Raw genomic sequence first — 21,500 nt, forward strand, 5'->3', positions numbered from 1 at the left:
CGCACCGGCAACGGAGCCTCCACGTAACGATGCAAATCCAGGTGCGTTCGATGGCCTGGCTGTGACAGAGGACGGGGGCCGCCGGTGCCCCGTCGTACAACCGGATCGTGGGCGAGTATCTGTCGCCCCTTGAGGAACTGACCATGTTCGAACTGCGCGTATTGAGTGGTCTGCACCGGGGTGCGGCGTTGCCCCTGGTTGGCGAGCAATGGGTGGTGGGGGCGGCGGAGGATGCCGACCTGGCGCTTTACGATCCGGGCATCTGTGGGCGTCACGTGGCCCTTCGGCAGGTGCAGGGGCAATGGCTGCTGGAGCTGCTGGAGGGTGCGGTTTGCGATGCTCAAGGTCAGCCCTGGGCAGCGGCCGAGCCCTTGCAGAGCAATACCCCGTTTGCCGTGGCAGGCGTCTGGCTGTGCCTGGCCCCGGCCGATCAACCCTGGCCCGAAGAGGCGGCGCTGGATGACGCCGCGGGTCTGGCGGCGGACCGGGAAACCCGCAGGCTCGCCGTGCGGCCATCGTGGTCCAAACGCCTGGCAATCGCCGCGGCGGTGATCACCGTCGCCTCCAGCGCCTGGGCCTTTACCAGCCAGCCGACGCAGGCCGTGGCGCGCAGCCCGGCCCAGCAGCTCAAACACAGCAAGGTGGCATTGGCCAATGTCGAGGCGGTCCGCGTGGCGCTGGATCGCATGCTCCAGGAACGTGATTTGGGTGCCGGTGTGCGGGTCGAGAGCCAGGGCGACCGGCTGGTCCTGGTGGGCGAGTTGCCGCGCCCACGCCTGGCGGTGGTCCAGCGGCTGATCGAACGTTTCCATGACCGCTACGAGACGCCCATCGGGATCACGGCCAGCGTGAAGGAGCAGCTGACGCAGTTGCCGTTCCAGATCGCCCAGATCGTGGGTGGCAAGCATGGCCACGTGGTCACCGCCGATGGACGTCGGTTGTTCCTGGGCGACCAGATCGATGGCCTGCGCTTGACCGCCATCGACAGCGGTAAAGTCACCTTCGAAGGCGACCAACGCTACGAGGTCACCTGGTGATGACACAGGCGGCCATTGCGCGACTGGCGGCCTGGGAGGCCGGGCAACTGGCGCATTTGCGTCGCTTCGCGCCGGTCATGGTGCGCGGACGGGTGCAGCGGGTCAGCGGCATTCTGTTGCAGTGCCGACTGCCGGGGGCGCAGATCGGCGATCTCTGCCGGGTCGAGCGTGACGCACGCGAGCCACTGCTCGCCGAAATTGTCGGCTTCGACCAGCACGATGCCTTGCTCAGCGCCTTGGGCGGCCTGGAGGGCGTTCGGGTCGGTGCGGCGGTGGAGCCGCTGGGCATGCCGCATCGGGTGTGCGTGGGTCCGCAGTTGCTTGGCCAGGTGCTGGATGGATTCGGCCGGCCACTGGTGGACGGCGGCACGGGAGCGTTCGCCGGTTCGCACGTGCAGCACGCATCACCGGTGATTGGCGAGGCCCCGGCGCCCACCGCACGACCGCGCATCCAACGGCCCTTGATGACCGGCGTACGGGCCATCGACGGCCCGCTGACGCTCGGTGAAGGCCAGCGTGTGGGGCTGTTCGCCGGCGCCGGTTGCGGCAAGACCACACTGTTGGCGGAAATTGCCCGCAACGTTGACTGCGATGTCATCGTGTTCGGCCTGATCGGCGAGCGCGGGCGTGAACTGCGCGAATTTCTCGACCATGAGCTGGATGATGAACTGCGTGCCCGTGCGGTGCTGGTGTGTGCCACCTCCGACCGCTCCAGCATGGAACGCGCCCGTGCAGCGTTCACCGCGACGGCATTGGCTGAGGGGTTTCGTGCCCGAGGCCAGCGCGTGCTGCTGCTCATCGATTCGCTGACCCGCTTCGCCCGGGCCCAGCGTGAAATAGGCCTGGCCGCGGGCGAGCCGTTGGGGCGCGGCGGCCTGCCGCCGTCGGTCTACAGCTTGCTGCCGCGTCTGGTCGAGCGGGCCGGGCTGACCAACGAGGGCGCCATCACCGCGTTTTATACGGTGCTCATCGAGCAAGACTCCATGAACGATCCGGTGGCGGATGAAGTGCGTTCGCTGCTCGACGGTCACATCGTACTGTCGCGCAAGCTCGCGGAGCGTGGCCACTATCCGGCAATCGACGTGCTGGCCAGCCTGTCGCGAACCTTGGCCAACGTGGCCGAGGCGGAGCACCTGAGGTCAGGTATCAATCTGCGTCGATTGCTGTCGGCCTATGAGCAAATCGAATTGATGTTGCGCTTGGGCGAATACCAGGCCGGTGCCGACCCCTTGACCGATCTGGCGGTGGAGTCGCATGGCGCCCTGGACGCTTTCCTGCGCCAGGACCTGCGCGAGCCGGAACCCTTTGCGTCCACGCTCGCCCACCTGCAGCAGTTGACCGCTTATGTCCCGGGTTGACCTGGACGCCCTGGCGCCGATACGCCGCCACCGCGAAGCGCAAGCCGAACGGGCGTGGCGCCAGCAGCGTGAGCTTTTGCGTGAGCGCGAAGCCGCGGTTGTTGCCGCGCGGGCGCGCATGCAGGCGAGTCGTGAGCAGCAGGCCGTGCAGCGCGAGGCGTTGTACGGCGAACACCGTGGCCGGGCGCTGAGCGTGTGCGAACTGAATGCCTGGAGTGCCCAGGAACGTCGCTTGATCGGCGAACTGGCCGAGCAAGCGCGGGCATTGCAGGCACTGGACGATGAACAGGTGCAACAGGCACAGCACACGGCCGCTGCCCAGCAGCGGCTACAAGGGCGTCGGCGAGATCTGGAAAAGCTCAGCGCAATGCTGGAGCACTTGGTGGAGGTCCCCAGCGATGAATGAACGCACTGTGCGCGGTGGGCCGACACCGCACAGCAACCCCTCGGCTGCCCCCGTTCGGCATCCACCGCGGGCGTATGAGCAACCGCCCGCCCAGGTGAGCCGGGCAAGCCGTCCGGCGGCACGCGAGTCCGACCCTGCCACCGGGCGTGATCCCGACGTGACGGCAGGGCGCAGTGACGGTTACTGGTTTCGCCAGTGGGTCGATGCGCCACGGGGTGGCGCGCAGGATGACACCGCAGGCAGCGGTTCGCTGTCGGGCCTGGTGAATCTTTCGAGCAGTGAAGTGGAGGCTTTTGTCGACCAACTCACGCCACGTCTGCGCGCCACGCTCGACCAGCAGTTGGACCTGCTACTGCATCTTCCCAACCTGGGCCGCATCAAGGTATCCGCCCGGCGGCTAGGCGAGGCGTCCGGGTGGGACATCGGCTTGAGCGGCGAAAGTGCAGACGTACAGGCGCGGCTGTCGAGTCGATCCGGCCGCCTCGAAGACGCGCTGACCCAGAGCCTGGGTCAGCCGGTGCACCTGCGCGTGGCGCGGGAAGAGGAGGCAAGCACGACATGACGGTACATGCATTGACACTGCCGCCTGTGAGCATCGAGGACGCCACCGCCCGGCGGTTATTGGGGATCGGCGTCAGTTTGCCCTTCGAGGTGGCGGGGGAGACGGGCCTGCTGGAGCTGACCCCAGGTGGCGCGGCTGGGGGGACGCCGTGTGTGCTGGGGTGTGCCCATGGTGTCTTTACCTTGGACGAACCCGGCGCGGTGCTGAGCCTGTTCGGTGAGTGCCCGGTGGTCTTGCCTGCCGAGTCCGGACCGGATGACGCGTGGTTCTGGTCGCTGTTCCAGCAAACCCTGAGCGAGCCCCTGCGCCAGGCATTCGGCTTTATCAAACCAGCGACCGGGCCCGCGGTGCAGGGCATTGCCTGCCGGCTCGACGTGAGGGTGGGCACGGCCCGCGTCACGAGCCAATTGGAAATGACCGGTTCGGTCCTGCTGGGGCTGCTTGGCGCTACGCCTTGGCAGCGGCGAACCGCGCCAGGGATCGCGGGCTTTGCGCTGCATGTGCCGTTGGAGCTGGGACACCTGGCGCTGGCTGCCGGGCAGTTGGCGACGCTGCGCCCCGGTGATGTGTTGGTGCCGCAAACCCCTCTGTTCGACTCATCCGGCCAAGGGCTGATTCGCCTGGGCCGGCATTGTTTGCAGGTGCGGGTACACAGCCGTGCCGCGCCGTTACGCCTGACCTTGCTCGCTCTGGAGGAGACCGTTATGAGCACCACCGCCGACACCGATATCCTGACGCCGGACTGGGACGATACCACCGCCTACGAACCTGACGCCCAAGCCCCCGAGACGGCCGATCACCCGGAGCCGGCCTATGCCGCTGCTGAAACCGAGGAGGCGCCGATGGCGGAGCCGGTCGCTGCCGATCTCCCGGAGCGTTTCGACGATCTGCCGCTGGCGCTCACGATACGCTGCGGTCATTTGCACCTGACCTTGGGCGAGCTGCGCAATCTGGTGCCCGGCGCCGTGCTGCAAGTGCAGGGCGTGACACCGGGGGCAGCGGCACTGTTCTATGGCGAGCGTGCCCTGGCCCATGGCGAGCTGGTCGAGGTCGATGGCCGGTTGGGCCTGCAAATCGCTCGCGTGGATGTGGCTGGATGAGCTTCCAGGGGATCGACCCCTTTCTGCTGGCGCTGTTCATCGGTGGGATTTCGTTGGTCCCCCTGCTGCTGATCATCTGCAGCGCCTTTCTCAAGATAACCATCGTGTTGACGATCACCCGTAACGCCATCGGCGTGCAGCAGGTGCCGCCCAATATGGCCCTGTATGCCATTGCACTGGCCGCGACGCTGTTCATCATGGCGCCGGTGGGACACAACATCGCCGAAGAGCTGAAGGAGCGGCCGCTGGATTTCAGCAGTACCGAGGCGTTGCAAAGTTCTGCTCTGAACGCGGTAAAACCGTTGCAGGCCTTCATGTCGCGCAATACCAACCCGGACATCCTCGCCCACTTGCTGGAGAACACCCAGCGGATGTGGCCCAAGGAGCGCGCCGAGCAGGCCAGCCGTGACGACCTGATGCTGCTCATCCCGGCCTTCATGCTGTCGGAGCTCGAGGCCGGCTTCCAGATGGGATTCCTGATTTATATCCCGTTCATTGTCATCGACCTGATCGTATCGAACCTGCTGCTGGCGCTCGGCATGCAGATGGTCGCGCCGATGACCATTTCGTTGCCGCTCAAACTGCTGATTTTTGTCCTCGTGCAGGGCTGGACGCAATTGCTCGACAGCCTCTTCTATTCCTATCTTTGAGGATGTGCGATGGACGCGCTGACGTTGTTTAAGGAAGGCATGCTGCTGGTGGTGCTGCTCTCCGCGCCGCCCTTGATCGTGGCGGTGGTCGTCGGTGTGCTGACCTCCCTGGTGCAGGCATTGATGCAGATCCAGGACCAGACCTTGCCCTTCGGCATCAAGCTGGTGGCGGTCGGTGTGACCTTGCTGGTCACGGGCCGCTGGATCGGTGTGGAGTTGCTGGGACTGCTTCGCCGGGCATTCGAAATGATGGCCAACACCTGATGACGGCCCAGGCTTTTGTCCCGTATTTCGACTTGCTGCTGTCGATCGCGCTCGGCATGGCGCGCATTTATCCAGTTGCTTATCTGGTCCCGGTGTTTTGCTTCCAGCACCTGCGAGGCTTGCCGCGCCATGCCGTTGTGTTTGCCCTGAGCATGTTGCCGGCGCCCGGTATTCGCCAGGCGCTGATCGACGCGCAGGTCAATTGGCTGTCGCTGGCCGGGTTGATGTTCAAGGAACTGGTGCTGGGTTTTTTGCTCGGGGTGCTGCTGGCGATGCCGTTCTGGTTGTTCGAATCGGTGGGCGCCTTGCTGGACAACCAGCGCGGAGCGCTCATCGGTGGCCAGTTGAACCCGGCGCTCGGCACCGACACCACGCCCCTGGGCCTGCTGTTCAAGGAGATGACAGTTTTGCTGCTGGTCGCCACCCTGGGCATTGGCACGTTGACCCAGGTGATTTGGGACAGCTATCTGGTGTGGTCGCCCACCGTTTGGTTTCCATTGCCTGGCGCGGATGGCTTCGGCGTGTTTCTCGGGCTGCTCGCCGAAATGTTCATGCACATGATGCTCTACGCGGCGCCCTTTATCGGCTTGCTGTTGCTGGTGGAGTTCAGCTTGGCGCTGCTCAGCCTGTATAGCCCGCAATTGCAGGTGTTCGTCCTCGCCATGCCGGCCAAGAGCCTGATCGGCCTGGGCTTCCTGCTGTTCTACCTGCCCACGCTGTGGGACGCGATGACGGGCCGTCTTGACCGCTATGGGGAAATCCGGCATCTGCTGCACTTGTTGTTGCAGGCACCCTGAAGGAGGGCTTCGGGCATGAGCGAAGACAGTGGCGAAAAGACCAAGCAGGCGACACCGAAGAAAATTCGTGACGCGCGCAACAAGGGCCAGGTCGGCCAAAGCCAGGACTTGAGCAGCCTCCTAGTGCTTGCTGCGATCACCGAAGTGGCATTGACCCAGGCCGACGACAGCATGCAGGCATTGGAAAACATGGTGGCGTTCCCGCTGCATCGACTGGATGTCGACTTCGTGCGTGCCTTCGAGGAAACCTTGGCCCATGCCGGTGGTGTGTTGCTCAATTTCACCGTGATGACCGTGGGGCTGGCGATCGTCACGCGCCTGGTGGCCGGTTGGATACAGTTCGGTTTCCTGTTCGCGCCCGAGGCCCTGCAGCCGGACCCGAACCGCTTGAACCCGATGAACCAGGCCCAGCAGATGTTCTCCGGCCAGGCGTTGATCAACCTGTTCATGGGGCTGGTCAAAGCTGTGTTTATCGGCACTGTGATTTATCTGGTGACCTTTCCGGCTCTCGGCGCGTTGATCAATCTGGTCAACGGCGACTTGCACAGCTATTGGCGCGGCTTGGCCAGCCTGTTTCGACACATCATGCACATTTGCCTGGCCGTATTGCTGGTGCTGGCGATTCTCGACTTCGGCCTGCAGAAATATTTCTTCGCCAAGCGCCTGCGCATGAGCGAGGAGGAGGTGCGCAAGGAGTTCAAGGAAATGGAAGGCGACCCCCACGTAAAAATGCACCGCCGCAGCCTGGCCCGGCAATTGGTCGACCAGCCCGTCAGCAAAGAAACCAAGCCGGTGGAAGAAGCCGACATGCTGGTGGTCAACCCCACCCACTTTGCCGTCGCGTTGCTGTATCGCCCCGAGGAAACGGCACTGCCGCAGTTGATCGTCAAAGGTGTCGATGCCGATGCCCGGGCGATGATCGAACGGGCCAAGGCGGCGCGGGTCCCGGTTATTCAGTGCATCTGGCTGGCGCGCACGATTTACCGCGAAGACGTCGGTGGTTATATCCCCCGGGAGACGCTCCAAGCGGTTGCCCATATTTATCGGGTGCTGCGCGAACTGGATGACGAGGCCAAGGGCGAGGTCATCGAGATTCCGGAGTTGAACCTGCGTTGAGGTCGATGGAACCGATGCACACGCGGTTGCCACTCAGGGAGTGAGCCAGGTTCGGCCGGCCGATACCGGCCTGCCGACAGTGCCCACCACACCGACATCGACTCGTGGAGGATTTCCCATGGCTGATCCCAGTTCCCTGACAAGCCCCTTAAGGGGCACAGGTGCCCTGCACGGCACCGACAGCTTATCGCCATCGCGCTCACCCTCGTTGAGCCAGCGCTCCCGCGACGCGCAGCAACGCCAAGGCACCCAAAGCCTGCATGACCGAGGACGTTCGTCCTCGGCGCCACCTGCGGTGCATCAGCGTGGCCGCTCCCGAACGCGAGACGCCAACCACGCGGCGGCACCGAATGACACTCAACCGCTGGATGACGCGCAAACGTCCAGCCCCACTTCGGCCTCTCGCACCCCGGACTCTTTCATGAGCGAGATGGAAACCCGTCAAAAGCAGTTGATGGAAAAGCAGTTCAATATGCAAATGGGCATGGAAGAGCGCCAGAGCACCATGATGCTGATCAAAAGCTCCGCCGACATGACCAAGTTGATGAGCGATACGGTGACGGAGGTCACCAAGGGCTTCATGGACAGCGCGAGAAAAGTCATGCAGGAGGGTGGCGAGGCGATGAAGCTTCGATAAAACGATGAGCCTGCGTAAAGCTGTGTAGGCGCTCTGTAGGAGCTGCGTAGGAGCTGTGTAGGAGCTGTCGAGTGCAACGAGGCTGCGATCTTTTCAAAGACACTTGAATCTCAAGCGAAAGATCAAAAGATCAAAAGATCGCAGGCTTCGCCAGCTCCTACAGAGTCCCGCGGTAGTAATTCCAGGCCACGGGCGTCTATCCCAGTCGGGTGCGGCTTGTGTTGAGCGAGGCCGGACGAGGGCCGCCCGGCGTTGCAGGCACCGCCAAGCGTGCACGAACCTCGCCGACCTGGGCGATGAAGCCTACGATCCAATGGCAGAACTGCACCTCATCGAGCATCACCAGCGGGCAATGGGCACACAGGCGAACGCTGCCCTTGTCGTCCAGGGCCAGCCAGCTGCCGCCGAGCAGATCCAGTCGAAAGTTGAGTTCCAGCAAGCGCTTGTGCAAGCCGGGCGCGTGGGCAGGTACATCGATCGAGCAATGGAGAATGGCGACATCGCCGCGATCGGGCAGCTCGATGACCACGGCTTCGCGGTTGCTCGTGTCATACAGCGCGCATACGCCACCCTCCAACTGCAAGTCCGCATGCAGATGTTCCGCGAGGGCCGAGATCAAGCGCTGGGCAAGCGGTGCAACGGTCATGGGAAACCTCCCTCATAAAGTCTCTGGATGAATCACTGTGGCCAGAGATTGCTCCCGCTGGGCCGTACGAGCTGTGTGTAGGAGCTGTGTAGGAGCTGTCGAGTGCAACGAGGCTGCGATCTTTTCAAAGACACTTGAATCTCAAGCGAAAGATCAAAAGATCAAAAGATCGCAGGCTTCGCCAGCTCCTACAGAGCCGAGCGGGAGCAATCTCTGGCCACGGGTTCAGCGTTGCTCCTGGGCGAACAGCATTGCCCTCAATACGTGGCCGAGTAGTCATCGAGGTCTTCCAGGCCCAGCAGCGACAACTGACGGGACTGGATTTCATCGAGCAGTTCAGTGGATAGCGGTGCGTCGGGCAGCGCCTGCCAGACCACGAGTGCTCGCTGCGGATCGAGAAATACGAACAGCTGCGCGTAGTCGGTCGGGTGGGCGAAGCGCCGTTCGAGCGCATGCTGGATCTGGTTTGCGCGCAGTGCCTGGCTTTGTATCTGTAAGGCGAGCCCCACGCTTTGAGGCTCGCGTCGCAGACAGAACTCAATGCCTGGCGCTATTTCCCAATACGTCGCGATGCCGGCGATGATGTTCTTCTGAAAGGCCTGGCGAGTGCTTACGCTGTGTACCGAAAAAGACATAGCGTTTCAGTTCTCCAATGGGACGACCGTATGGTCCAGTGGGTGTTCGGGGGAGCCAAGACCGCCGCGCATACCGGGTGGCCACCAGATCACCAGCCGACCGTTTTCCGGTTCGGCGCGGCTGCAGGCATCGCCCTGGCAGCCCGAGCGGTTCGCGCAGCCGGCGAACACCGGCAGGCTCAGCAATAAAACGAGCAGCAATGGCGTGCGACTCATGGCAGGGTCCTCGCGCTGGTTTGCAGAAGAGAAGGGCGCTCGCCGCCTGGCGTGCGCGTGGGTTGTTTCATGACCACGAACACTTCGGTTTCCTCACCGGGCTCAAGCCACACCTTTGGCCAGGCAGAGGTGGCCAAGGCCCAGCGGCTGCCGCAGCTCGCCTCGTCGAAACGCAAGCGCTGCTGGTCGTCGTTGCGTACCACGCCCACGGCGATGCCGTAATCGGGGCCTGCGAACCATTGGGCCCGTGCAGCGTCCAGCGATAACCCGGGTTGCAACGCGCACAATGTGTCGGGCGAATAAGGAATCGACGCCGCTTGCTTGAACGTGGCAGGAATGTTGCCGTCGGCGAGCTGGGCGAGCACATCGCTGACCTCGATTCGGCCGATGGGACGGGTGCCGTTGCGACGCTCTTCCAGGCGAGCCATGGCGCTGTCGACCTGTTCGCGGTCAAGGGTGGAGATGTAGCGGGACGGGTCGACCTGGTCACCGATCAGGCGGGGCGTCAGGATGAAGACTCGTTCGCGGCGGCTGGTCTCGCGCGTGGTCGAGGAAAACAGCAGCGGCCCGATCAGCGGGATGCGACCCAGCCACGGCACCCGTTCGAGGTTATCGCCGGTCTCTTCGGTATGAAAACCGCCGACCACCAACGACCGGCTTTCCCCCACCACGGCCTGCGTGCTGACCACGCCCCGGCGCACGCTGGGCGTCTGCTGGCCGACCTCTGAGGGTTCGATGCGGCCGTCCTCGATGTCCAGGAACATCTGGATCTGATTGCGGCCTCCGGTCTCGATGGCATGGGGCACGACCTGCAAGCTGGTGCCTGCCGTGATGGGCTCGATGGTGGCCACACGCTCGCCGATGGCCGAGATGTACTCGGTCCGGCTGAAGTCGATGACCGCCGGCTGGTTCTCCAGGGTCAGTACCGACGGGTTCGCGACCACCGAGGCCAGGCCACGGCCCTCCAGGGCCCGCAGTTGCGCGGAAAAATCGCCGTAATCCTGAATGAATACCGTTGAGCTGGCGCCTGGACGAATCATCGAGGCCCCACCGATCAGGTCGCCGCTCTCGACGTTCCAGTTCGAGGCCAGCTCGGCCAGTTGCGTGCGGTCGATGTCGAGGATGATCGCATCGATCTCCACCAGCTTGCGCGGTACGTCCACATCGCGAATCAGTGGCGTATAGATTTCCCGTCGCTTGGGCGCGTCGTAGATGAGCACCGCGTTGTTGCGCACGTCGGCTTCGACGCGGATCCTGCCCCGGCCGCCTCCACCGCCGCTCGCGCCGGACGCTACACGGTGGGTGTTTGGACGACCCATGCCGTTGAGTGCCAACTGCTCGATGTTGCCCATGGTCATCGATTGCTGGGTCTGCATGTTCTGGAACGATGCTTGAGGCGAGGCCTTCTGCATGCCCCCCGACACGGCGCTGCGACTTTCCAGCAAACCTTTCAGGATGCTGGCGACCCCGGGAATGACCAGCGTTTCGCCGCGGTACTTGACGTTGCGGTCGGCGGCGGTGGCATAGCGCAGTGGGAAACTGATCACTTCCTGCTTTTCTTCGGGGGTCTTGCGCGCTTCAGCAAACTGCGCGACCAAGCGCACATAGCGCTCCGGGCCGGAGACCAGGACCACACCTTCGTCGGGCAATTCACCCCAGCCGAAACGCGGATCCAGCAGACCGATGTCGGTCAAGGCTTGCTTCATGTCCGGCACGGCATCGGCGGACACTTCCAGGCGCGTTGAGTCCTGGTTCTGCAAGGGGCTGACGTACAGCGTGGTGCCGTACATGAACCACTGGAAACGATTTTCGAGGCCGAGCCTGTCGAGGAACGCCTGGGGACTTTCGGCGCGCATCCGACCGTCAACGGTGCCTTTGACCGTGCCATCGAGCACCAGCTGCACCGCGAAGGTGTTGGCAAAGTCGCCGAGTACCTTGGCCAGCGGTGTGCTCTGGGCGTCGTAGGCGTAAGGTGTGTTTTTCCAATCGGTCGGTATGGCCGCTTGTGCCGGCATGCCCGCGCCAAGCGCGCCGGCCAATACCAGTGCGATCAGCGAAGGTTTCGCCCAGCGGCGTGCGACCAACTGGCGAAGGTGTACCTTGCCTGCGGTCATCAAGCGGTACGATGCAAGCCACCTGTTAGGCATGACGGATTCCTGTTCCGAGCAAGTGAGAGTGCGAGAGGCGTCGCGCCACAGGCGCCGCAACAGCACGTTGGTCTTTTTTGAGAATGGATTGCCAGGTGTCACGCTGGTTGAGCAGTGCTTCGAGCACCTCGATCAAGTCGTCGATGTGCCCGCCCGGCGCCTGTTGCGCCACCAGCCATAACCGACTGTCTTGGGGCGAACGGGCCAGCGCGCCGGGAAATCGCGAGAGGCTTGGGTGCGCCAGCCGAAGCAGGTCTTCCAGAGCCACCTCATGGGTCACCGGTGCGGTCAGTTCGACCGATGCCAGCAGGCCTTCTTCGAGCTTGCTGAACCTTGCTTCGCCATCGTCGATGACAACAGTGAAGTGCTCTGGACCATCGACGCTGGTGCTCCAGCGGGTGAGCTGTGTTCGCAGCTCATGGCATTGCATCGATGATCGCCTTGGCGAGGTTGTGATGGGCCGTGGTCTGTTGAGTCGCCGCGTTCACTGCGACGGACATGCCGTTCATGCTGGTCACGAAGGAGTGCATGTCGTCGAGCGACTGGGTTTCTGCCGCGTTCATCGCGGCGTTGTTGACGTTGTCGGTCGCGCGTTGGAAGTAGGTGTCGAGGCGACGCTGGACGGCATCGGTGGAAGACATGGGCGATTCCTCTGGGCTAGGCATGTTCACGGTGTGAGTGGTGGGTATGCCGTTGGCGGTTCCGCGTAAATGAGGAAAAAATGGGCGTTGGGATGTGTTTGGGGGCTGCTCGCGAAGGCGATGGGTCAGTTGGTAAAGATGTTGGCTGTACCGCCGTCTTCGCGAGCAAGCCCGCTCCCACAGTTTTTTCCGGGGTGTTCACAGGCATGGCAGTCACTCCGAATCCCCTGTGGGAGCGGGCTTGCTCGCGAAAGCGGTGGGTCAGCTTGCGGTGATGTGTTGTGGTTCGGGCAGGCGCAGGGCTTCGACGGCGGTGGGCCAGTCGAGCAGGTATGTGCCGCCTGGCGTTTCCAGCTTCAGTTGATGTCGTGCCATGTCGGCGTCGGCCACCGGTGTCCAGGGGCGTCGGCCGTCGGTGCCCAGGCTCTGGGTCAGGTTTTCCAGGTCTTCAGGATGACAGCGAAGGGTGGCGCTGACCGGATCGTCCTGGCGAGATGCAATCTGGCGGACGAGCGCATCGATGCGTACCTGTTCCGGGACTTCGTCCAAAAGTTTCCCCAGGGCCTCGTTGACCAAATGTGCAGCACTCGTCTCGATCCGCTCCCACATGGCTTGGCGCTGGGCTTCCCACGCGGCGAGCAAGGTTTCAGCCTTTTCCCAGAATCGCGCTTGAGCCTGCAGCACGGTCGCGTCCGCCTCTGCGCTGGCGCGTTCAAGCAATTGCGCAGCCTGCACCTGGGCCTGTTCGAGGACGACCTGGGCGCGGGCACAATCAACCAGGGTTTCGCGCGCGATGTAGGGCTGCGACAAGCCCTGGCCATCGGGGCGCAGTTCAAGCGAACGCCGAGCGAGCATCGTGTCTCTCCGTTTGGATCGGGGCCGAGGGTGGCAGGCTTTGCTCAGCCTTCCAGCAAGCGGACTGCCAAAGCGTGTTGAGTTTGGCGGCGGGCGGTTGAGGGGCGGGTACCGATTCGATAGCGAGGATTCTGTCGCGTGGGAACGCCAGGCGCGCACGTTCCCAGGCCCGTTCACCCAGCCAGGCGCGCAGCAGTGCGAGCGGATCCTGGCCTTGTTCGAGCCAGTGTCCTGGGCGCAGGGCTTTGGCGGTGCGCTCGCACCAGGCCTGGTCCTGCGCCGAAAGTGCCTGTGTTGCCGTTAACGGTGCGCAGGTGCTCGCCACCAATTCGCAGGCAAGGGGCAAGGTCCGGGGCGTGCCGCAGAACAGTGATTGCAGCGCCGGGCTGGGTTGTGGTGGCGTGCACGGCGTCATACCGAAGCTGCGCGCAAGCGCCGCATGGTGCCCTCGGGAGAGGGTGTCGATTTGCAGCGCGGTCAGATGACAAAGCGCCGATGAATACCAGTCCCGGTCTGCTTCGCGCCATGCCTGGCTCCACCAGCGAACCCATTCAATTTCCACCGTCATGCGGCGGTCCCGTTACTGTCGGGCTTGATCCCCGGGGTTTTCACGGCAAACAGTCCAGGTGTCGCGCTGCTTTGGGCGGCGGCGGGTGTCCCGCCTGGCTTGGTGAGTTTGTGATCGAGAAATCGTGGCAGCAGCAACACGCCGTTGCGCCATAGCCGATAGAGGCCATACAAGGCGCCCACCAGGAGAGCGAGCAACGTGATGCTTGCCGTCACGGTCACCGCCCGCCAATAGCCGATATCGTCGGCCTGCATGAGGAAGGGGCCGAAATACGCCATCTTGCGCCGTTCCTGATACGGCGCGGCGGGAACGAATACCACCGATAGTTTGGTCGGGTTCTGAGCGGCGTCGGCCATGCCGGGAATCCCGCTGGCGACCAGGTTGCGTACGCGCGGGGTAATGCTGTCGGGGTCCAGGGCACGGGTGTGCTTGATAAAGACCGAGGCCGATGCGGGTTGGACCGGCTCACCTGGGGCCACCCGTTCTGGCAGGACCACATGGACCCGTGCGAGCACCACACCATCTATTTGTGAAAGCGTCGATTCGAGTTCCTGGGACAGCGCATAGATGTAGCGGGCACGCTCTTCCATCGGCGTAGAAATGACCCCTTCCTTGCGGAATATCTCCCCCAGGCTGGAACGGGAGCGACGTGGCAGGCCTGCGGCTTCGAGTACCCGGACGGCGCTGTTCATGTCGGCAGGCTCGACCAGCACGGTCAGCCCGTCTTTGTCGACTTGTTTGCTCGCCTCCACTTTCTTGTTCGCCAGCTCGGCAATCACTTCGTTGGCATCCTGCTCGGAAAGATGGCTGTGCAATGCCGTCCGTTCGTCGCAGCCGATGAGCAGCAGGCACAGCAACAGTGTTGAGAACGCGCGCATAGACATGACCGGCCTTCCCTTTACTGAAGATTGGTGAGCTTCTCGATCGCCTGGGAGCCTTTGCTGACTATTTTTGCGGTCATCAGGCTTTCCAGGTGGAAGGACGACAACGACCGGTTCGACTGCAACATATCCTGTGGGTCGGCGGTGCGGACGGCCTTGAGCATGTCCCGGTTGGCGCGATCACCCAGGCGCTGCAGTTCGCCGGAGCGGTTCGACAACGAGTCAATGATGCGTGCCGCGACATTGTTTTCGCTGTTCGGGGCGGGGGCTTTTTCGCGCATTTGTGCGTTGAACCAACTGACATCGCTGGTCTCGGCGCTCGCCTGTGGTCTGGCGCTCGTCTTGGCGGAAGTGGAGGCGAGGTCGCTGGGGTCGATGGCGTGTATGTCCATGGAATTTCTCCTGTTTCAAAAGGCCTGTTTGAGCATTCAAAGAGTGGGTGCCTTCAGGCGTACATCAGCCTCAAGACGTTGCGAGCGCTACCGGTGACGCTCAGGTGAAACTCGATTTCTTCCCGGCCGCGCCGGGCGCGCTGGCGCGGTGAGGGCTGCTGGCCGGCCAAGCGGGCGAGGGCGAAGTCCAGTTCTTCAAGGGCAAGCTGGAACAATCGAGTTTCGTGAGCATCCAGCGCTGTGCCGCGGGCAATGCGTTCCGTCCACGTCCACCGTTCTGCGTCGGGGGGCGCCGGTGGGGGATAGCGCGCCGGGTGCTGGTCCATGAATGCAGCAATCTCGAACAACAGGTCCTGGTCGTCTGGTTCATACCGCGCCTGGCCGTCACCTTCGTCGATGTCCAACAGCGTCATCAGCTTCCTTCGGCCCAGGACCGCGATGATCTTGAGCAGCAGCGACAGGCTCGCGTCATGACGACTGCGCCGGGTGGCGTGATCGCCCTCCATCTCCCAGGCGCCGAACAGCGCGCCACAGAAGGGGTTGTTGGCACTCCCGAATTCACTTTGGCTGTCGACATCGTTGTCACCGATGGGCTGCCGGCGATGGGCGAGCATCTGTGCCAAATCGTTGAACAGGTCTTCATTGGAATAGGCATCATCGATGTCGACGTCGAGATTGGAGCCGGTACCACCGTTGATTTCTTCCAGGATGTCTTCCAGTACCAGGCGCAAAGGATCGTCGGTCTCTGCGGCCAATCTGTCCTGGGGGCTCGGCCAGCCGAACCGAGACTGTCCGCCCGCCGAACGCTGTTCGTCGCCCCACTGGACGAGCGACTCCCGCAACCGGTCGCCGGCCCCCTGCAGCGCCAGGTGCTCGGCGACCACGTTCGTCAGGCCGGGCGGAGTTGGAGCGGGGCGCCGCGTGGGCTCGTCATGGGGCAGGTCTCTCTGGGCATGAAGGCTGTCTGGCAAGTCGATGTGCATAGGGCCTCCTCGCATCGCGCTTGAGGTTACCCCGCCGGAGCGGGGCTGAAGCGAGAGGGTCAGAATCGTATGTTTTTCGAGGCCTCCCCCATGGCGGTGATGGCTTTGGTTGCGGTGTCCATCGACCCTGCCGCGATTGCGTTCATGGTGTCGGCGACCAGTTTCTTCTGGTCGAATTGGGATTTCATGGTTGTCATCGCAGCCGAGGTAGCATCCATCTGCTGCATGGCAGCCGTGGAAGCCGCGAGTGAAAGTCCACCAAAACTCATAGTCGTATCTCCGGGTTGTGGAATGGCGAGACGATCGTGAGCGTCTCGACGGTTAAGTGGTGACCGGTGCGTAAACGGTTCCACCGATCCCATTCAGCTCGTCGATATTTGCAGGCACTTCATTCGGTAATACAGCGTGCGCCGGGCGATACCCAGTTCGGCGATGACCTTGTCGATGCAGTGATGGTGGCGGCGCATGCAGTCCTCGATGAGGATTTTTTCGAACTGCTGCAGGTGCTCCTTCAACTTGAGCGTCGAGCTGCTGTGTTCCAGTTGCTCGGCGCGGGGCAGTGCCGGCAAGCCGAGCACGTATCGCTTGGCGGCGGATTGCAGTTCGCGGATGTTTCCAGGCCAGGCGTAGCCGAGCAGTTGGCGCAACAGCGCTGGCGACGGTGCGACGTAGGGCCGGTCAAGTGCCTGGGCCTCCCGGCGCACCAGCGACTGGAACAGCGGCACGATGCGCTCCTTGCGGCTGCGCAGTGGGGGCAGCTTGAGGCTGATGATATTCAGGCGAAAATAAAGGTCCCTGCGAAACTCGCCACGTTCGACCATTTCTCCCAGCGGGCACTGCGCGGAGGCGATCACTCGCATGTTCACCGGGATGTTCTGGGTCGAGCCCAGCCGCTGGATCGTCCTGGATTCCAGGACTCGCAGCAGCTTGGCTTGCAGGCTCAACGGCATGCTGTCGATTTCGTCCAGGTAGAGCGTGCCGTTATGCGCGGCTTCGACGAACCCTGCGCGATTTTGGCTGGCCCCGGTAAAGGCGCCGGTGTTGGCTCCGAAGAGCTGGCTCTCCGCGAGGGTTTCGGGAATGGCGGCGCAGTTGATGGCAACGAACTTGCCGGAGCAACCGGACATGCGATGGATCTTTTCTGCCAGCGTGTCTTTACCGGTGCCGGTCTCGCCGCGCAGCAGCACGTCGATCATGAGCGGGGCGACACACTGGATAAACGCCTCGAGGTTGGGGGCATCCTCTTTATAGGGGTTGGAAAGTGCAGCGCATAGCAGCTTTTGCATCACTGACGATTCCATTTATTGTTTGGTTAGGAGGGTCGACAAGTTGAAAGATGAAAAGGCATGTGAAACTTCCTCGCGTCAGCGTCGCCGCGCGACTGCACTGGAAATCAACATTTTGCTGGTTACGAGGTTTAGAGAAGAGATTAAAAAAAAGTTCACGTTGGCCCAGCCCCTGTTAATCGATTCAGCTAAGGGCGCAGCCGGGCTCAATTGCCCTGTACAACCCGCCTGGTACGGGGCACAGGTCGAAAAGGATTGGTCGTGCCGTCCTTTGGGAAAATTGGATCCGACAAACGGTTCAGCTCAGGCCCTTACTTTGAGCAATAGCTCTAGAGCCCAGCACTAAGCTTAACTTTGTGTCGCCAGCCAAGAGGAACATGGCAATACGTGTTGTAGTTGATTGGTCAGTTTGAAACCGACCATGAGCAATAGCAGCCCACCGCCAACGTGTGAGTCGCATTAATTTCCCGGCCGACACTCAAAGCCTCGAGAATCGGCTCGATGAAGCTGTTGCTCGAGTTGCAGGTCAGGCCTTCGCTGTAGGGGCCGAAGTACGCCAGTTTGCCGCTGCGATCCCAGATCGCCACCGCCGGGCTGGCGGGAATCTGGCTTGAGCCGGGGAGCACTGCAAGAGGTTTGAGGCTGCTCAGCGTGGTCGGCAATTGGCCCTGGCTGCCGGTTTTTTGCACCGCGTAAAACTCGACACCTTGCGGTCCGTATTTCTCCACCAACTCGGAAAGGTGCTGTTGATTGCCGACGTTGCACGGGCACGCCGGATCCCAGAAATGCACCAGGCGGATCGGGCCAGGGCCGGCGAGGTCGGTGGGCAGGCGCAAAGGGTCGCCGGAAAATAACGCCGTGTGTTCGCTGAACGCTCGCACAAAGCGTCCCTGGAACCAGTCATAGGCGATCCACAATACGGCGGCGCACCCGAGGGCAAGCAGGCTGGCAAGCAAGGTCGTGCGGTGAGACGGGCGCATGGAGTCGATCCTCTGAGGCCGCGTAGCTTGCCATGCCTGGCGCGACAGATGAATATCGCAGGCCTACAAAGTCTGTTTCGCGCTTTGCGCTTTTGCCTGGAAATCCTATGCCCGTCAGTTTCGACCCCGATCACCTGCGTGCCAGCCTGCAACCTTTGGCTCAGTGGCAGCCGCTGTCTGCGCAGGCGCTGGCTTATCAGCGTTTCTACGGCCTGGATTTTCCCCACCACACCTTGCGCAAGGGCCTGGGGCGTTTCGAAATAGACGGATATGAGCTGGTCGGTCAGGTCTGGTGGCCGGAGAAAGCCGTGGCAACGCTGTTTCTGTTCCACGGCTATTACGACCATATGGGGCTGTACCGGCACTTGATCGAGTGGGCGCTGGAGCAGAAATTCGCCGTGATCGCCTGCGACCTGCCCGGCCATGGCCTGTCCAGTGGCGAACGCGCCAGCATCGGTGATTTCGCCGAGTACCAGGCCACGTTGCAGGGCCTGCTGACTGAGGCCGGGACACTGGACCTGCCGAAACCCTGGCATCTATGCGGACAAAGCACCGGCGGGGCCATTGTGGTTGATCACGTGCTCAACCAGGGCGAACACAGCCCGGCCCAAGGTCAGGTCATACTGCTGTCGCCCTTGGTGCGGCCTCGGGCCTGGGGCTGGTCACGTCTGAGTTACTACTTGCTCAAACCTTTTGTAAGCGGGATCGCCCGGCGTTTCAGCGAGAACTCCACCGACCCGCAGTTCCTGCCTTTCCTGCAAGCCGACCCGCTGCAACCGCTGCGCCTGCCCACCGCGTGGGTGGGCGCGTTGGGGCAATGGATCAAGCGCATCGAAGCCGCCCCGAGCAGCCCGCGTCAACCCTTGATCGTGCAGGGGCAAGCAGACATGACGGTGGATTGGGCGCATAACCTGCAGGTGTTGCGCAGCAAGTTCGATCGGCCGCAGGTGCTGATGTTGCCCGAAGGCCGGCATCACCTGGCGAATGAGGCACTGGCGATGCGACAGGAGATGTTTGGGTTTCTGACGAAGCGGATGAGCCGGGTTCGGCGCTGACCGGGCTATTGCTATCGCGAGCAGGCTCGCTCCCACAGGAGTGTCGGGTAAATCCAGATATTGTGATTGTCCGAGATCCAATGTGGGAGCGAGCCTGCTCGCGATGCCTGCCTCACAGGCGCTAAAGATTCATTGAAGACTCGAAGCACTCTGTCCCACCGCCAACCCCGCGCGAATCGCTGCCAAGGCCGCTTGATAATAGGCCTGGCCCTCAGCCGACTCGGCGAAGGTGGCGAACTCTTCCAGCTCGGTGTCCGTCAGGTCGCGGTAGACGTACAGCAGCGTGTTGTTCAAGTCTGTGCCGATCTGGTCCATCAGACGCTGGCGCTGACCGTTCAGCATGCCCTGGGCCTGGCCGGCACCCAGAAGGCCGGGGATCATCGAACTCAGGCTGTCCGCCGCCACGCCGGCAATCGCCAGGCTGACTTCGGCGCCGGCCTCGCGGGCGGGCAGGGACTGGGCCAGGTGGCCGATGATCAACAGGCGGTTGTCGCTGACTTGCATCTTCGGCAGACCCTTGGCGTTCTTCGCCAATTGATCGCGACGGGTCGCCAGCAACTCGGCTGCCACGACTTTGCGGCCCAGGGGCGACTGGAAAAAGCCCAGGGCCGGGGCTGGGTCGGTGAGGTTCTTGCGCAATTGCGCCTCGGCCCGTTGGTCCATGGCCTGAGGGGCGAAGCGTTGATTGCTGTTGTTCACCAGCGCCTGGAACACTGCCGGTGGCAGGCTGCTCTGGTAACGCTGCTGCGCGGCGCTCAAGGCATCATTGAAATGCGCCCGTTGTTCCGGCCAGCCGGCGACCTTGTACAACTGGTCGTAGCTGTCTGCCCAGGCGGGCAACGCACAGAACATCAACAATGAGAAAAGCAAACGGCGCATAGGGACTCCTGTCAGCAGCCGACTATTCTCCGTGGGGTGTGGGGACTTGTCGAGAATTCGTATCAAGTTCCTGCACCTGCGCCATCAAGCGTGACAAACCCGCTGCGCGGCGCTGTCGGTTTTGCAGGCACAGGAATACTATGCGCGCCATGCAAATACCTTCTGATCACCCACTGCTGTTGCGTATCGTCGACGACCTGGCCGAGCGCGGCTGGTCGCAGCAGAATATCTTCCTGCCGGATGCGCTGACCCGCGCGCTGGCTGCCGAATGTCGCCAGCGCGCCGCCGAAGGCGAACTGGCCCCGGCCGCGGTCGGGCGCGGACCGTTTTCGGAGATTCGTGAAGGGATTCGGGGTGATCGTATCCAATGGATCGAGCCCGGCCAGGCGCAAGCGTGCGACCGTTACCTGGGCTTGATGGACAGCCTGCGGGAGGCGATCAATCGCGGGTTGTTCCTGGGGCTGGAGGATTTTGAAAGCCACTTCGCGCTGTACCCTCCCGGCGCTTTCTACCTCAAGCACGTCGACCGTTTCCGCGATGACGATCGACGCATAGTGTCAGCGGTGCTTTACCTCAACGACGCCTGGCTGCCGGCGCATGGCGGCCAGTTACGCATGTACCTGGACGATGGCGTGGAGCACGACGTGGTACCCACCGGCGGTTGTCTGGTGGTGTTCCTGTCTGAGGACATACCCCATGAAGTCCTGCCGGCCGCGCGGGATCGCCTGTCCTTGACCGGCTGGTTCCGGCGCCGTGGCACTGAGCTGTTCTGAGCATGGAAAAGATCCTCGTCAGTCGCTGCCTGCTCGGACATCGCGTGCGCTACGACGGCGGTGCCAGCGGCCCGTTCGATCAGCTTCAGCGCTGGCTCGACGAAGGTCGGGTCGTGCCACTGTGCCCGGAAGTCGCCGGCGGCTTGCCCACGCCTCGGGCGGCGGCGGAAATTCCCGGTGGGCAAGGCGCGCAGGTGCTCGACGGCCAGGCGGCGGTGATCACCACCGAGGGTGATGATGTCAGTGCGCAGTTTTTGTCCGGCGCGTATCAAGCGCTGGAGCGGGTGCGCGAACACGCTATCCGTATCGCCGTGCTCAAGGCCAACAGCCCGTCGTGCGGCAATCTGTTGACCTACGACGGGACGTTCAGCGGCCTGAAGGTGCCTGGCGAAGGCGTAACGGCAGCCTTGCTCAAACGTCAGGGTGTGCAGGTGTTCAGTGAGTTGGAATTGGCCGAAGCTGCTGCGGCGCTCAAGGCCTTGATCAGCGACTGATGGATTGCTTTTGTGGCGAGGGGGTTTATCTGTGGGAGCAAGGCTTGCCCGCGATGCAGGCGCCTCATTTCCCCAGAGGCTGCGGTGTCTTCATCGCGGGCAAGCCTTGCTCCCACACATTCCTTTGCCACAGGGGGTGGGT

At 62.8% G+C, this 21,500-nt stretch carries 28 protein-coding genes; 13 read left to right on the top strand and 15 right to left on the bottom strand.

The features are described from left to right. The first annotated feature begins 143 nt into the window (after window positions 1-143). The 10 genes from MA884_RS07955 to MA884_RS08000 all read left to right on the top strand — a co-directional run bounded on the left by MA884_RS07955 (window position 144) and on the right by MA884_RS08000 (window position 7,927). On the top strand, window positions 144-1,037 hold the full coding sequence (locus tag MA884_RS07955) for an FHA domain-containing protein (protein WP_256229916.1): 894 nt from the start codon (window positions 144-146) through the stop codon (window positions 1,035-1,037). Then, window positions 1,037-2,395: a FliI/YscN family ATPase gene (locus tag MA884_RS07960; RefSeq protein ID WP_256229917.1), complete on the top strand. Its 1,359-nt coding sequence runs from the start codon at window positions 1,037-1,039 to the stop codon at window positions 2,393-2,395. Before MA884_RS07955 ends, MA884_RS07960 begins: the two co-directional genes overlap by 1 nt. Next, the gene (locus MA884_RS07965; RefSeq protein WP_256229919.1) at window positions 2,382-2,801 is read left to right on the top strand and encodes a hypothetical protein; all 420 of its coding nucleotides are present in this window, start codon (window positions 2,382-2,384) and stop codon (window positions 2,799-2,801) included. The genes MA884_RS07960 and MA884_RS07965 overlap by 14 nt, the downstream gene beginning before the upstream one ends. Beyond that, entirely contained in the window at window positions 2,794-3,363 is a 570-nt protein-coding gene (locus MA884_RS07970) for a type III secretion protein (RefSeq protein ID WP_256229920.1), read from the top strand. Before MA884_RS07965 ends, MA884_RS07970 begins: the two co-directional genes overlap by 8 nt. Next, a complete protein-coding gene (gene sctQ / locus MA884_RS07975; protein WP_256229921.1) occupies window positions 3,360-4,463 on the top strand; it encodes a type III secretion system cytoplasmic ring protein SctQ in 1,104 nt (367 codons plus the stop codon). Before MA884_RS07970 ends, sctQ begins: the two co-directional genes overlap by 4 nt. Further along, window positions 4,460-5,113, top strand: a complete 654-nt coding sequence (gene sctR, locus MA884_RS07980; protein ID WP_256229922.1) for a type III secretion system export apparatus subunit SctR — start codon at window positions 4,460-4,462, stop codon at window positions 5,111-5,113. The genes sctQ and sctR overlap by 4 nt, the downstream gene beginning before the upstream one ends. 9 nt (window positions 5,114-5,122) lie before the next feature. Beyond that, the gene (sctS, locus tag MA884_RS07985) at window positions 5,123-5,377 is read left to right on the top strand and encodes a type III secretion system export apparatus subunit SctS (protein WP_256229923.1); all 255 of its coding nucleotides are present in this window, start codon (window positions 5,123-5,125) and stop codon (window positions 5,375-5,377) included. Beyond that, entirely contained in the window at window positions 5,377-6,174 is a 798-nt protein-coding gene (gene sctT / locus MA884_RS07990; RefSeq protein ID WP_256229924.1) for a type III secretion system export apparatus subunit SctT, read from the top strand. Before sctS ends, sctT begins: the two co-directional genes overlap by 1 nt. 15 nt (window positions 6,175-6,189) lie before the next feature. Beyond that, a complete protein-coding gene (gene sctU, locus MA884_RS07995; RefSeq protein WP_256229925.1) occupies window positions 6,190-7,290 on the top strand; it encodes a type III secretion system export apparatus subunit SctU in 1,101 nt (366 codons plus the stop codon). 118 nt (window positions 7,291-7,408) lie between these two features. Beyond that, on the top strand, window positions 7,409-7,927 hold the full coding sequence (locus tag MA884_RS08000; protein ID WP_256229926.1) for a type III effector: 519 nt from the start codon (window positions 7,409-7,411) through the stop codon (window positions 7,925-7,927). 196 nt (window positions 7,928-8,123) lie between these two features. Here MA884_RS08000 and MA884_RS08005 read toward each other — a convergent pair whose 3' ends face one another. From MA884_RS08005 to MA884_RS08070, 14 genes are all read right to left on the bottom strand, one after another. Continuing rightward, window positions 8,124-8,573: a type III secretion system chaperone gene (locus MA884_RS08005; protein ID WP_256229927.1), complete on the bottom strand. Its 450-nt coding sequence runs from the start codon at window positions 8,571-8,573 to the stop codon at window positions 8,124-8,126. A gap of 257 nt (window positions 8,574-8,830) precedes the next feature. Further along, window positions 8,831-9,208 (bottom strand): hypothetical protein, encoded by a 378-nt coding sequence (locus tag MA884_RS08010; protein ID WP_256229928.1) that lies wholly within the window; start codon window positions 9,206-9,208, stop codon window positions 8,831-8,833. A gap of 6 nt (window positions 9,209-9,214) precedes the next feature. Further along, window positions 9,215-9,424, bottom strand: coding sequence for an HrpT family type III secretion system protein (gene hrpT / locus MA884_RS08015; protein WP_256229929.1), 210 nt, complete (start codon window positions 9,422-9,424; stop codon window positions 9,215-9,217). Beyond that, a complete protein-coding gene (sctC, locus tag MA884_RS08020) occupies window positions 9,421-11,571 on the bottom strand; it encodes a type III secretion system outer membrane ring subunit SctC (protein ID WP_256229930.1) in 2,151 nt (716 codons plus the stop codon). The genes hrpT and sctC overlap by 4 nt, the downstream gene beginning before the upstream one ends. Further along, window positions 11,564-12,001 (bottom strand): type III secretion system chaperone, encoded by a 438-nt coding sequence (locus MA884_RS08025; protein WP_256229931.1) that lies wholly within the window; start codon window positions 11,999-12,001, stop codon window positions 11,564-11,566. Before MA884_RS08025 ends, sctC begins: the two co-directional genes overlap by 8 nt. Continuing rightward, window positions 11,988-12,212, bottom strand: a complete 225-nt coding sequence (locus tag MA884_RS08030) for a type III secretion protein HrpF (RefSeq protein ID WP_256229932.1) — start codon at window positions 12,210-12,212, stop codon at window positions 11,988-11,990. The genes MA884_RS08025 and MA884_RS08030 overlap by 14 nt, the downstream gene beginning before the upstream one ends. Window positions 12,213-12,473: 261 nt before the next feature. Beyond that, entirely contained in the window at window positions 12,474-13,067 is a 594-nt protein-coding gene (gene sctL, locus MA884_RS08035; protein WP_256229933.1) for a type III secretion system stator protein SctL, read from the bottom strand. After that, window positions 13,045-13,635, bottom strand: a complete 591-nt coding sequence (locus MA884_RS08040; RefSeq protein WP_256229936.1) for a hypothetical protein — start codon at window positions 13,633-13,635, stop codon at window positions 13,045-13,047. Before MA884_RS08040 ends, sctL begins: the two co-directional genes overlap by 23 nt. Then, a complete protein-coding gene (sctJ, locus tag MA884_RS08045) occupies window positions 13,632-14,519 on the bottom strand; it encodes a type III secretion system inner membrane ring lipoprotein SctJ (protein ID WP_256229937.1) in 888 nt (295 codons plus the stop codon). The genes MA884_RS08040 and sctJ overlap by 4 nt, the downstream gene beginning before the upstream one ends. Before the next feature lie 14 nt (window positions 14,520-14,533). After that, window positions 14,534-14,908 carry a type III secretion system inner rod subunit SctI gene (sctI, locus tag MA884_RS08050; RefSeq protein WP_256229938.1) on the bottom strand — a complete coding sequence of 125 codons (375 nt, stop codon included), beginning with the start codon at window positions 14,906-14,908 and terminating at the stop codon, window positions 14,534-14,536. A gap of 53 nt (window positions 14,909-14,961) precedes the next feature. Continuing rightward, a complete protein-coding gene (locus tag MA884_RS08055) occupies window positions 14,962-15,891 on the bottom strand; it encodes a type III secretion protein (RefSeq protein WP_256229939.1) in 930 nt (309 codons plus the stop codon). 59 nt (window positions 15,892-15,950) lie between these two features. Next, window positions 15,951-16,160 carry an ATP-dependent helicase HrpA gene (locus MA884_RS08060; RefSeq protein WP_256229940.1) on the bottom strand — a complete coding sequence of 70 codons (210 nt, stop codon included), beginning with the start codon at window positions 16,158-16,160 and terminating at the stop codon, window positions 15,951-15,953. 93 nt (window positions 16,161-16,253) lie between these two features. Then, on the bottom strand, window positions 16,254-17,177 hold the full coding sequence (locus MA884_RS08065) for a sigma 54-interacting transcriptional regulator (protein WP_256229941.1): 924 nt from the start codon (window positions 17,175-17,177) through the stop codon (window positions 16,254-16,256). Between the two features lie 404 nt (window positions 17,178-17,581). Beyond that, on the bottom strand, window positions 17,582-18,157 hold the full coding sequence (locus tag MA884_RS08070; RefSeq protein ID WP_256229943.1) for a DUF6436 domain-containing protein: 576 nt from the start codon (window positions 18,155-18,157) through the stop codon (window positions 17,582-17,584). A 107-nt stretch (window positions 18,158-18,264) separates the two neighbouring features. On the opposite strand from MA884_RS08070, the gene MA884_RS08075 reads away from it, so the two are divergent. After that, the gene (locus MA884_RS08075; RefSeq protein WP_256229944.1) at window positions 18,265-19,212 is read left to right on the top strand and encodes an alpha/beta hydrolase; all 948 of its coding nucleotides are present in this window, start codon (window positions 18,265-18,267) and stop codon (window positions 19,210-19,212) included. A 129-nt stretch (window positions 19,213-19,341) separates the two neighbouring features. Here MA884_RS08075 and MA884_RS08080 read toward each other — a convergent pair whose 3' ends face one another. Next, a complete protein-coding gene (locus MA884_RS08080) occupies window positions 19,342-20,091 on the bottom strand; it encodes a DUF2059 domain-containing protein (RefSeq protein WP_256229945.1) in 750 nt (249 codons plus the stop codon). A gap of 140 nt (window positions 20,092-20,231) precedes the next feature. Between MA884_RS08080 and MA884_RS08085 the strand changes: the two genes are divergently transcribed. After that, window positions 20,232-20,864 carry a 2OG-Fe(II) oxygenase gene (locus MA884_RS08085; RefSeq protein ID WP_256229946.1) on the top strand — a complete coding sequence of 211 codons (633 nt, stop codon included), beginning with the start codon at window positions 20,232-20,234 and terminating at the stop codon, window positions 20,862-20,864. A 2-nt stretch (window positions 20,865-20,866) separates the two neighbouring features. After that, window positions 20,867-21,358, top strand: a complete 492-nt coding sequence (locus tag MA884_RS08090; protein WP_256229947.1) for a DUF523 domain-containing protein — start codon at window positions 20,867-20,869, stop codon at window positions 21,356-21,358. Window positions 21,359-21,500 lie beyond the last annotated feature (142 nt).

This window comes from Pseudomonas sp. Q11, assembly GCF_024494355.1.
Lineage (GTDB): Bacteria > Pseudomonadota > Gammaproteobacteria > Pseudomonadales > Pseudomonadaceae > Aquipseudomonas > Aquipseudomonas hefeiensis.

What these genes read in the sequence shown, in the direction of transcription:
- MA884_RS08010 (WP_256229928.1), bottom strand. Translation starts at nt 9,208, where the DNA reads ATGTCTTTTTCGGTACACAGCGTAAGCACTCGCCAGGCCTTTCAGAAG.
- MA884_RS08055 (WP_256229939.1), bottom strand. Translation starts at nt 15,891, where the DNA reads ATGCACATCGACTTGCCAGACAGCCTTCATGCCCAGAGAGACCTGCCC.
- MA884_RS07955 (WP_256229916.1), top strand. Translation starts at nt 144, where the DNA reads ATGTTCGAACTGCGCGTATTGAGTGGTCTGCACCGGGGTGCGGCGTTG.
- MA884_RS07965 (WP_256229919.1), top strand. Translation starts at nt 2,382, where the DNA reads ATGTCCCGGGTTGACCTGGACGCCCTGGCGCCGATACGCCGCCACCGC.
- sctJ (WP_256229937.1), bottom strand. Translation starts at nt 14,519, where the DNA reads ATGTCTATGCGCGCGTTCTCAACACTGTTGCTGTGCCTGCTGCTCATC.
- MA884_RS08085 (WP_256229946.1), top strand. Translation starts at nt 20,232, where the DNA reads ATGCGCGCCATGCAAATACCTTCTGATCACCCACTGCTGTTGCGTATC.
- MA884_RS08090 (WP_256229947.1), top strand. Translation starts at nt 20,867, where the DNA reads ATGGAAAAGATCCTCGTCAGTCGCTGCCTGCTCGGACATCGCGTGCGC.
- MA884_RS08060 (WP_256229940.1), bottom strand. Translation starts at nt 16,160, where the DNA reads ATGAGTTTTGGTGGACTTTCACTCGCGGCTTCCACGGCTGCCATGCAG.
- hrpT (WP_256229929.1), bottom strand. Translation starts at nt 9,424, where the DNA reads ATGAGTCGCACGCCATTGCTGCTCGTTTTATTGCTGAGCCTGCCGGTG.
- sctT (WP_256229924.1), top strand. Translation starts at nt 5,377, where the DNA reads ATGACGGCCCAGGCTTTTGTCCCGTATTTCGACTTGCTGCTGTCGATC.
- sctR (WP_256229922.1), top strand. Translation starts at nt 4,460, where the DNA reads ATGAGCTTCCAGGGGATCGACCCCTTTCTGCTGGCGCTGTTCATCGGT.
- sctC (WP_256229930.1), bottom strand. Translation starts at nt 11,571, where the DNA reads ATGCCTAACAGGTGGCTTGCATCGTACCGCTTGATGACCGCAGGCAAG.
- MA884_RS08030 (WP_256229932.1), bottom strand. Translation starts at nt 12,212, where the DNA reads ATGTCTTCCACCGATGCCGTCCAGCGTCGCCTCGACACCTACTTCCAA.
- MA884_RS08065 (WP_256229941.1), bottom strand. Translation starts at nt 17,177, where the DNA reads ATGCAAAAGCTGCTATGCGCTGCACTTTCCAACCCCTATAAAGAGGAT.
- MA884_RS08005 (WP_256229927.1), bottom strand. Translation starts at nt 8,573, where the DNA reads ATGACCGTTGCACCGCTTGCCCAGCGCTTGATCTCGGCCCTCGCGGAA.
- MA884_RS08080 (WP_256229945.1), bottom strand. Translation starts at nt 20,091, where the DNA reads ATGCGCCGTTTGCTTTTCTCATTGTTGATGTTCTGTGCGTTGCCCGCC.
- MA884_RS08040 (WP_256229936.1), bottom strand. Translation starts at nt 13,635, where the DNA reads ATGACGGTGGAAATTGAATGGGTTCGCTGGTGGAGCCAGGCATGGCGC.
- sctI (WP_256229938.1), bottom strand. Translation starts at nt 14,908, where the DNA reads ATGGACATACACGCCATCGACCCCAGCGACCTCGCCTCCACTTCCGCC.
- sctU (WP_256229925.1), top strand. Translation starts at nt 6,190, where the DNA reads ATGAGCGAAGACAGTGGCGAAAAGACCAAGCAGGCGACACCGAAGAAA.
- MA884_RS08000 (WP_256229926.1), top strand. Translation starts at nt 7,409, where the DNA reads ATGGCTGATCCCAGTTCCCTGACAAGCCCCTTAAGGGGCACAGGTGCC.
- MA884_RS08070 (WP_256229943.1), bottom strand. Translation starts at nt 18,157, where the DNA reads ATGCGCCCGTCTCACCGCACGACCTTGCTTGCCAGCCTGCTTGCCCTC.
- MA884_RS07960 (WP_256229917.1), top strand. Translation starts at nt 1,037, where the DNA reads ATGACACAGGCGGCCATTGCGCGACTGGCGGCCTGGGAGGCCGGGCAA.
- MA884_RS07970 (WP_256229920.1), top strand. Translation starts at nt 2,794, where the DNA reads ATGAATGAACGCACTGTGCGCGGTGGGCCGACACCGCACAGCAACCCC.
- MA884_RS08025 (WP_256229931.1), bottom strand. Translation starts at nt 12,001, where the DNA reads ATGCAATGCCATGAGCTGCGAACACAGCTCACCCGCTGGAGCACCAGC.
- sctL (WP_256229933.1), bottom strand. Translation starts at nt 13,067, where the DNA reads ATGCTCGCTCGGCGTTCGCTTGAACTGCGCCCCGATGGCCAGGGCTTG.
- sctQ (WP_256229921.1), top strand. Translation starts at nt 3,360, where the DNA reads ATGACGGTACATGCATTGACACTGCCGCCTGTGAGCATCGAGGACGCC.
- MA884_RS08075 (WP_256229944.1), top strand. Translation starts at nt 18,265, where the DNA reads ATGCCCGTCAGTTTCGACCCCGATCACCTGCGTGCCAGCCTGCAACCT.
- sctS (WP_256229923.1), top strand. Translation starts at nt 5,123, where the DNA reads ATGGACGCGCTGACGTTGTTTAAGGAAGGCATGCTGCTGGTGGTGCTG.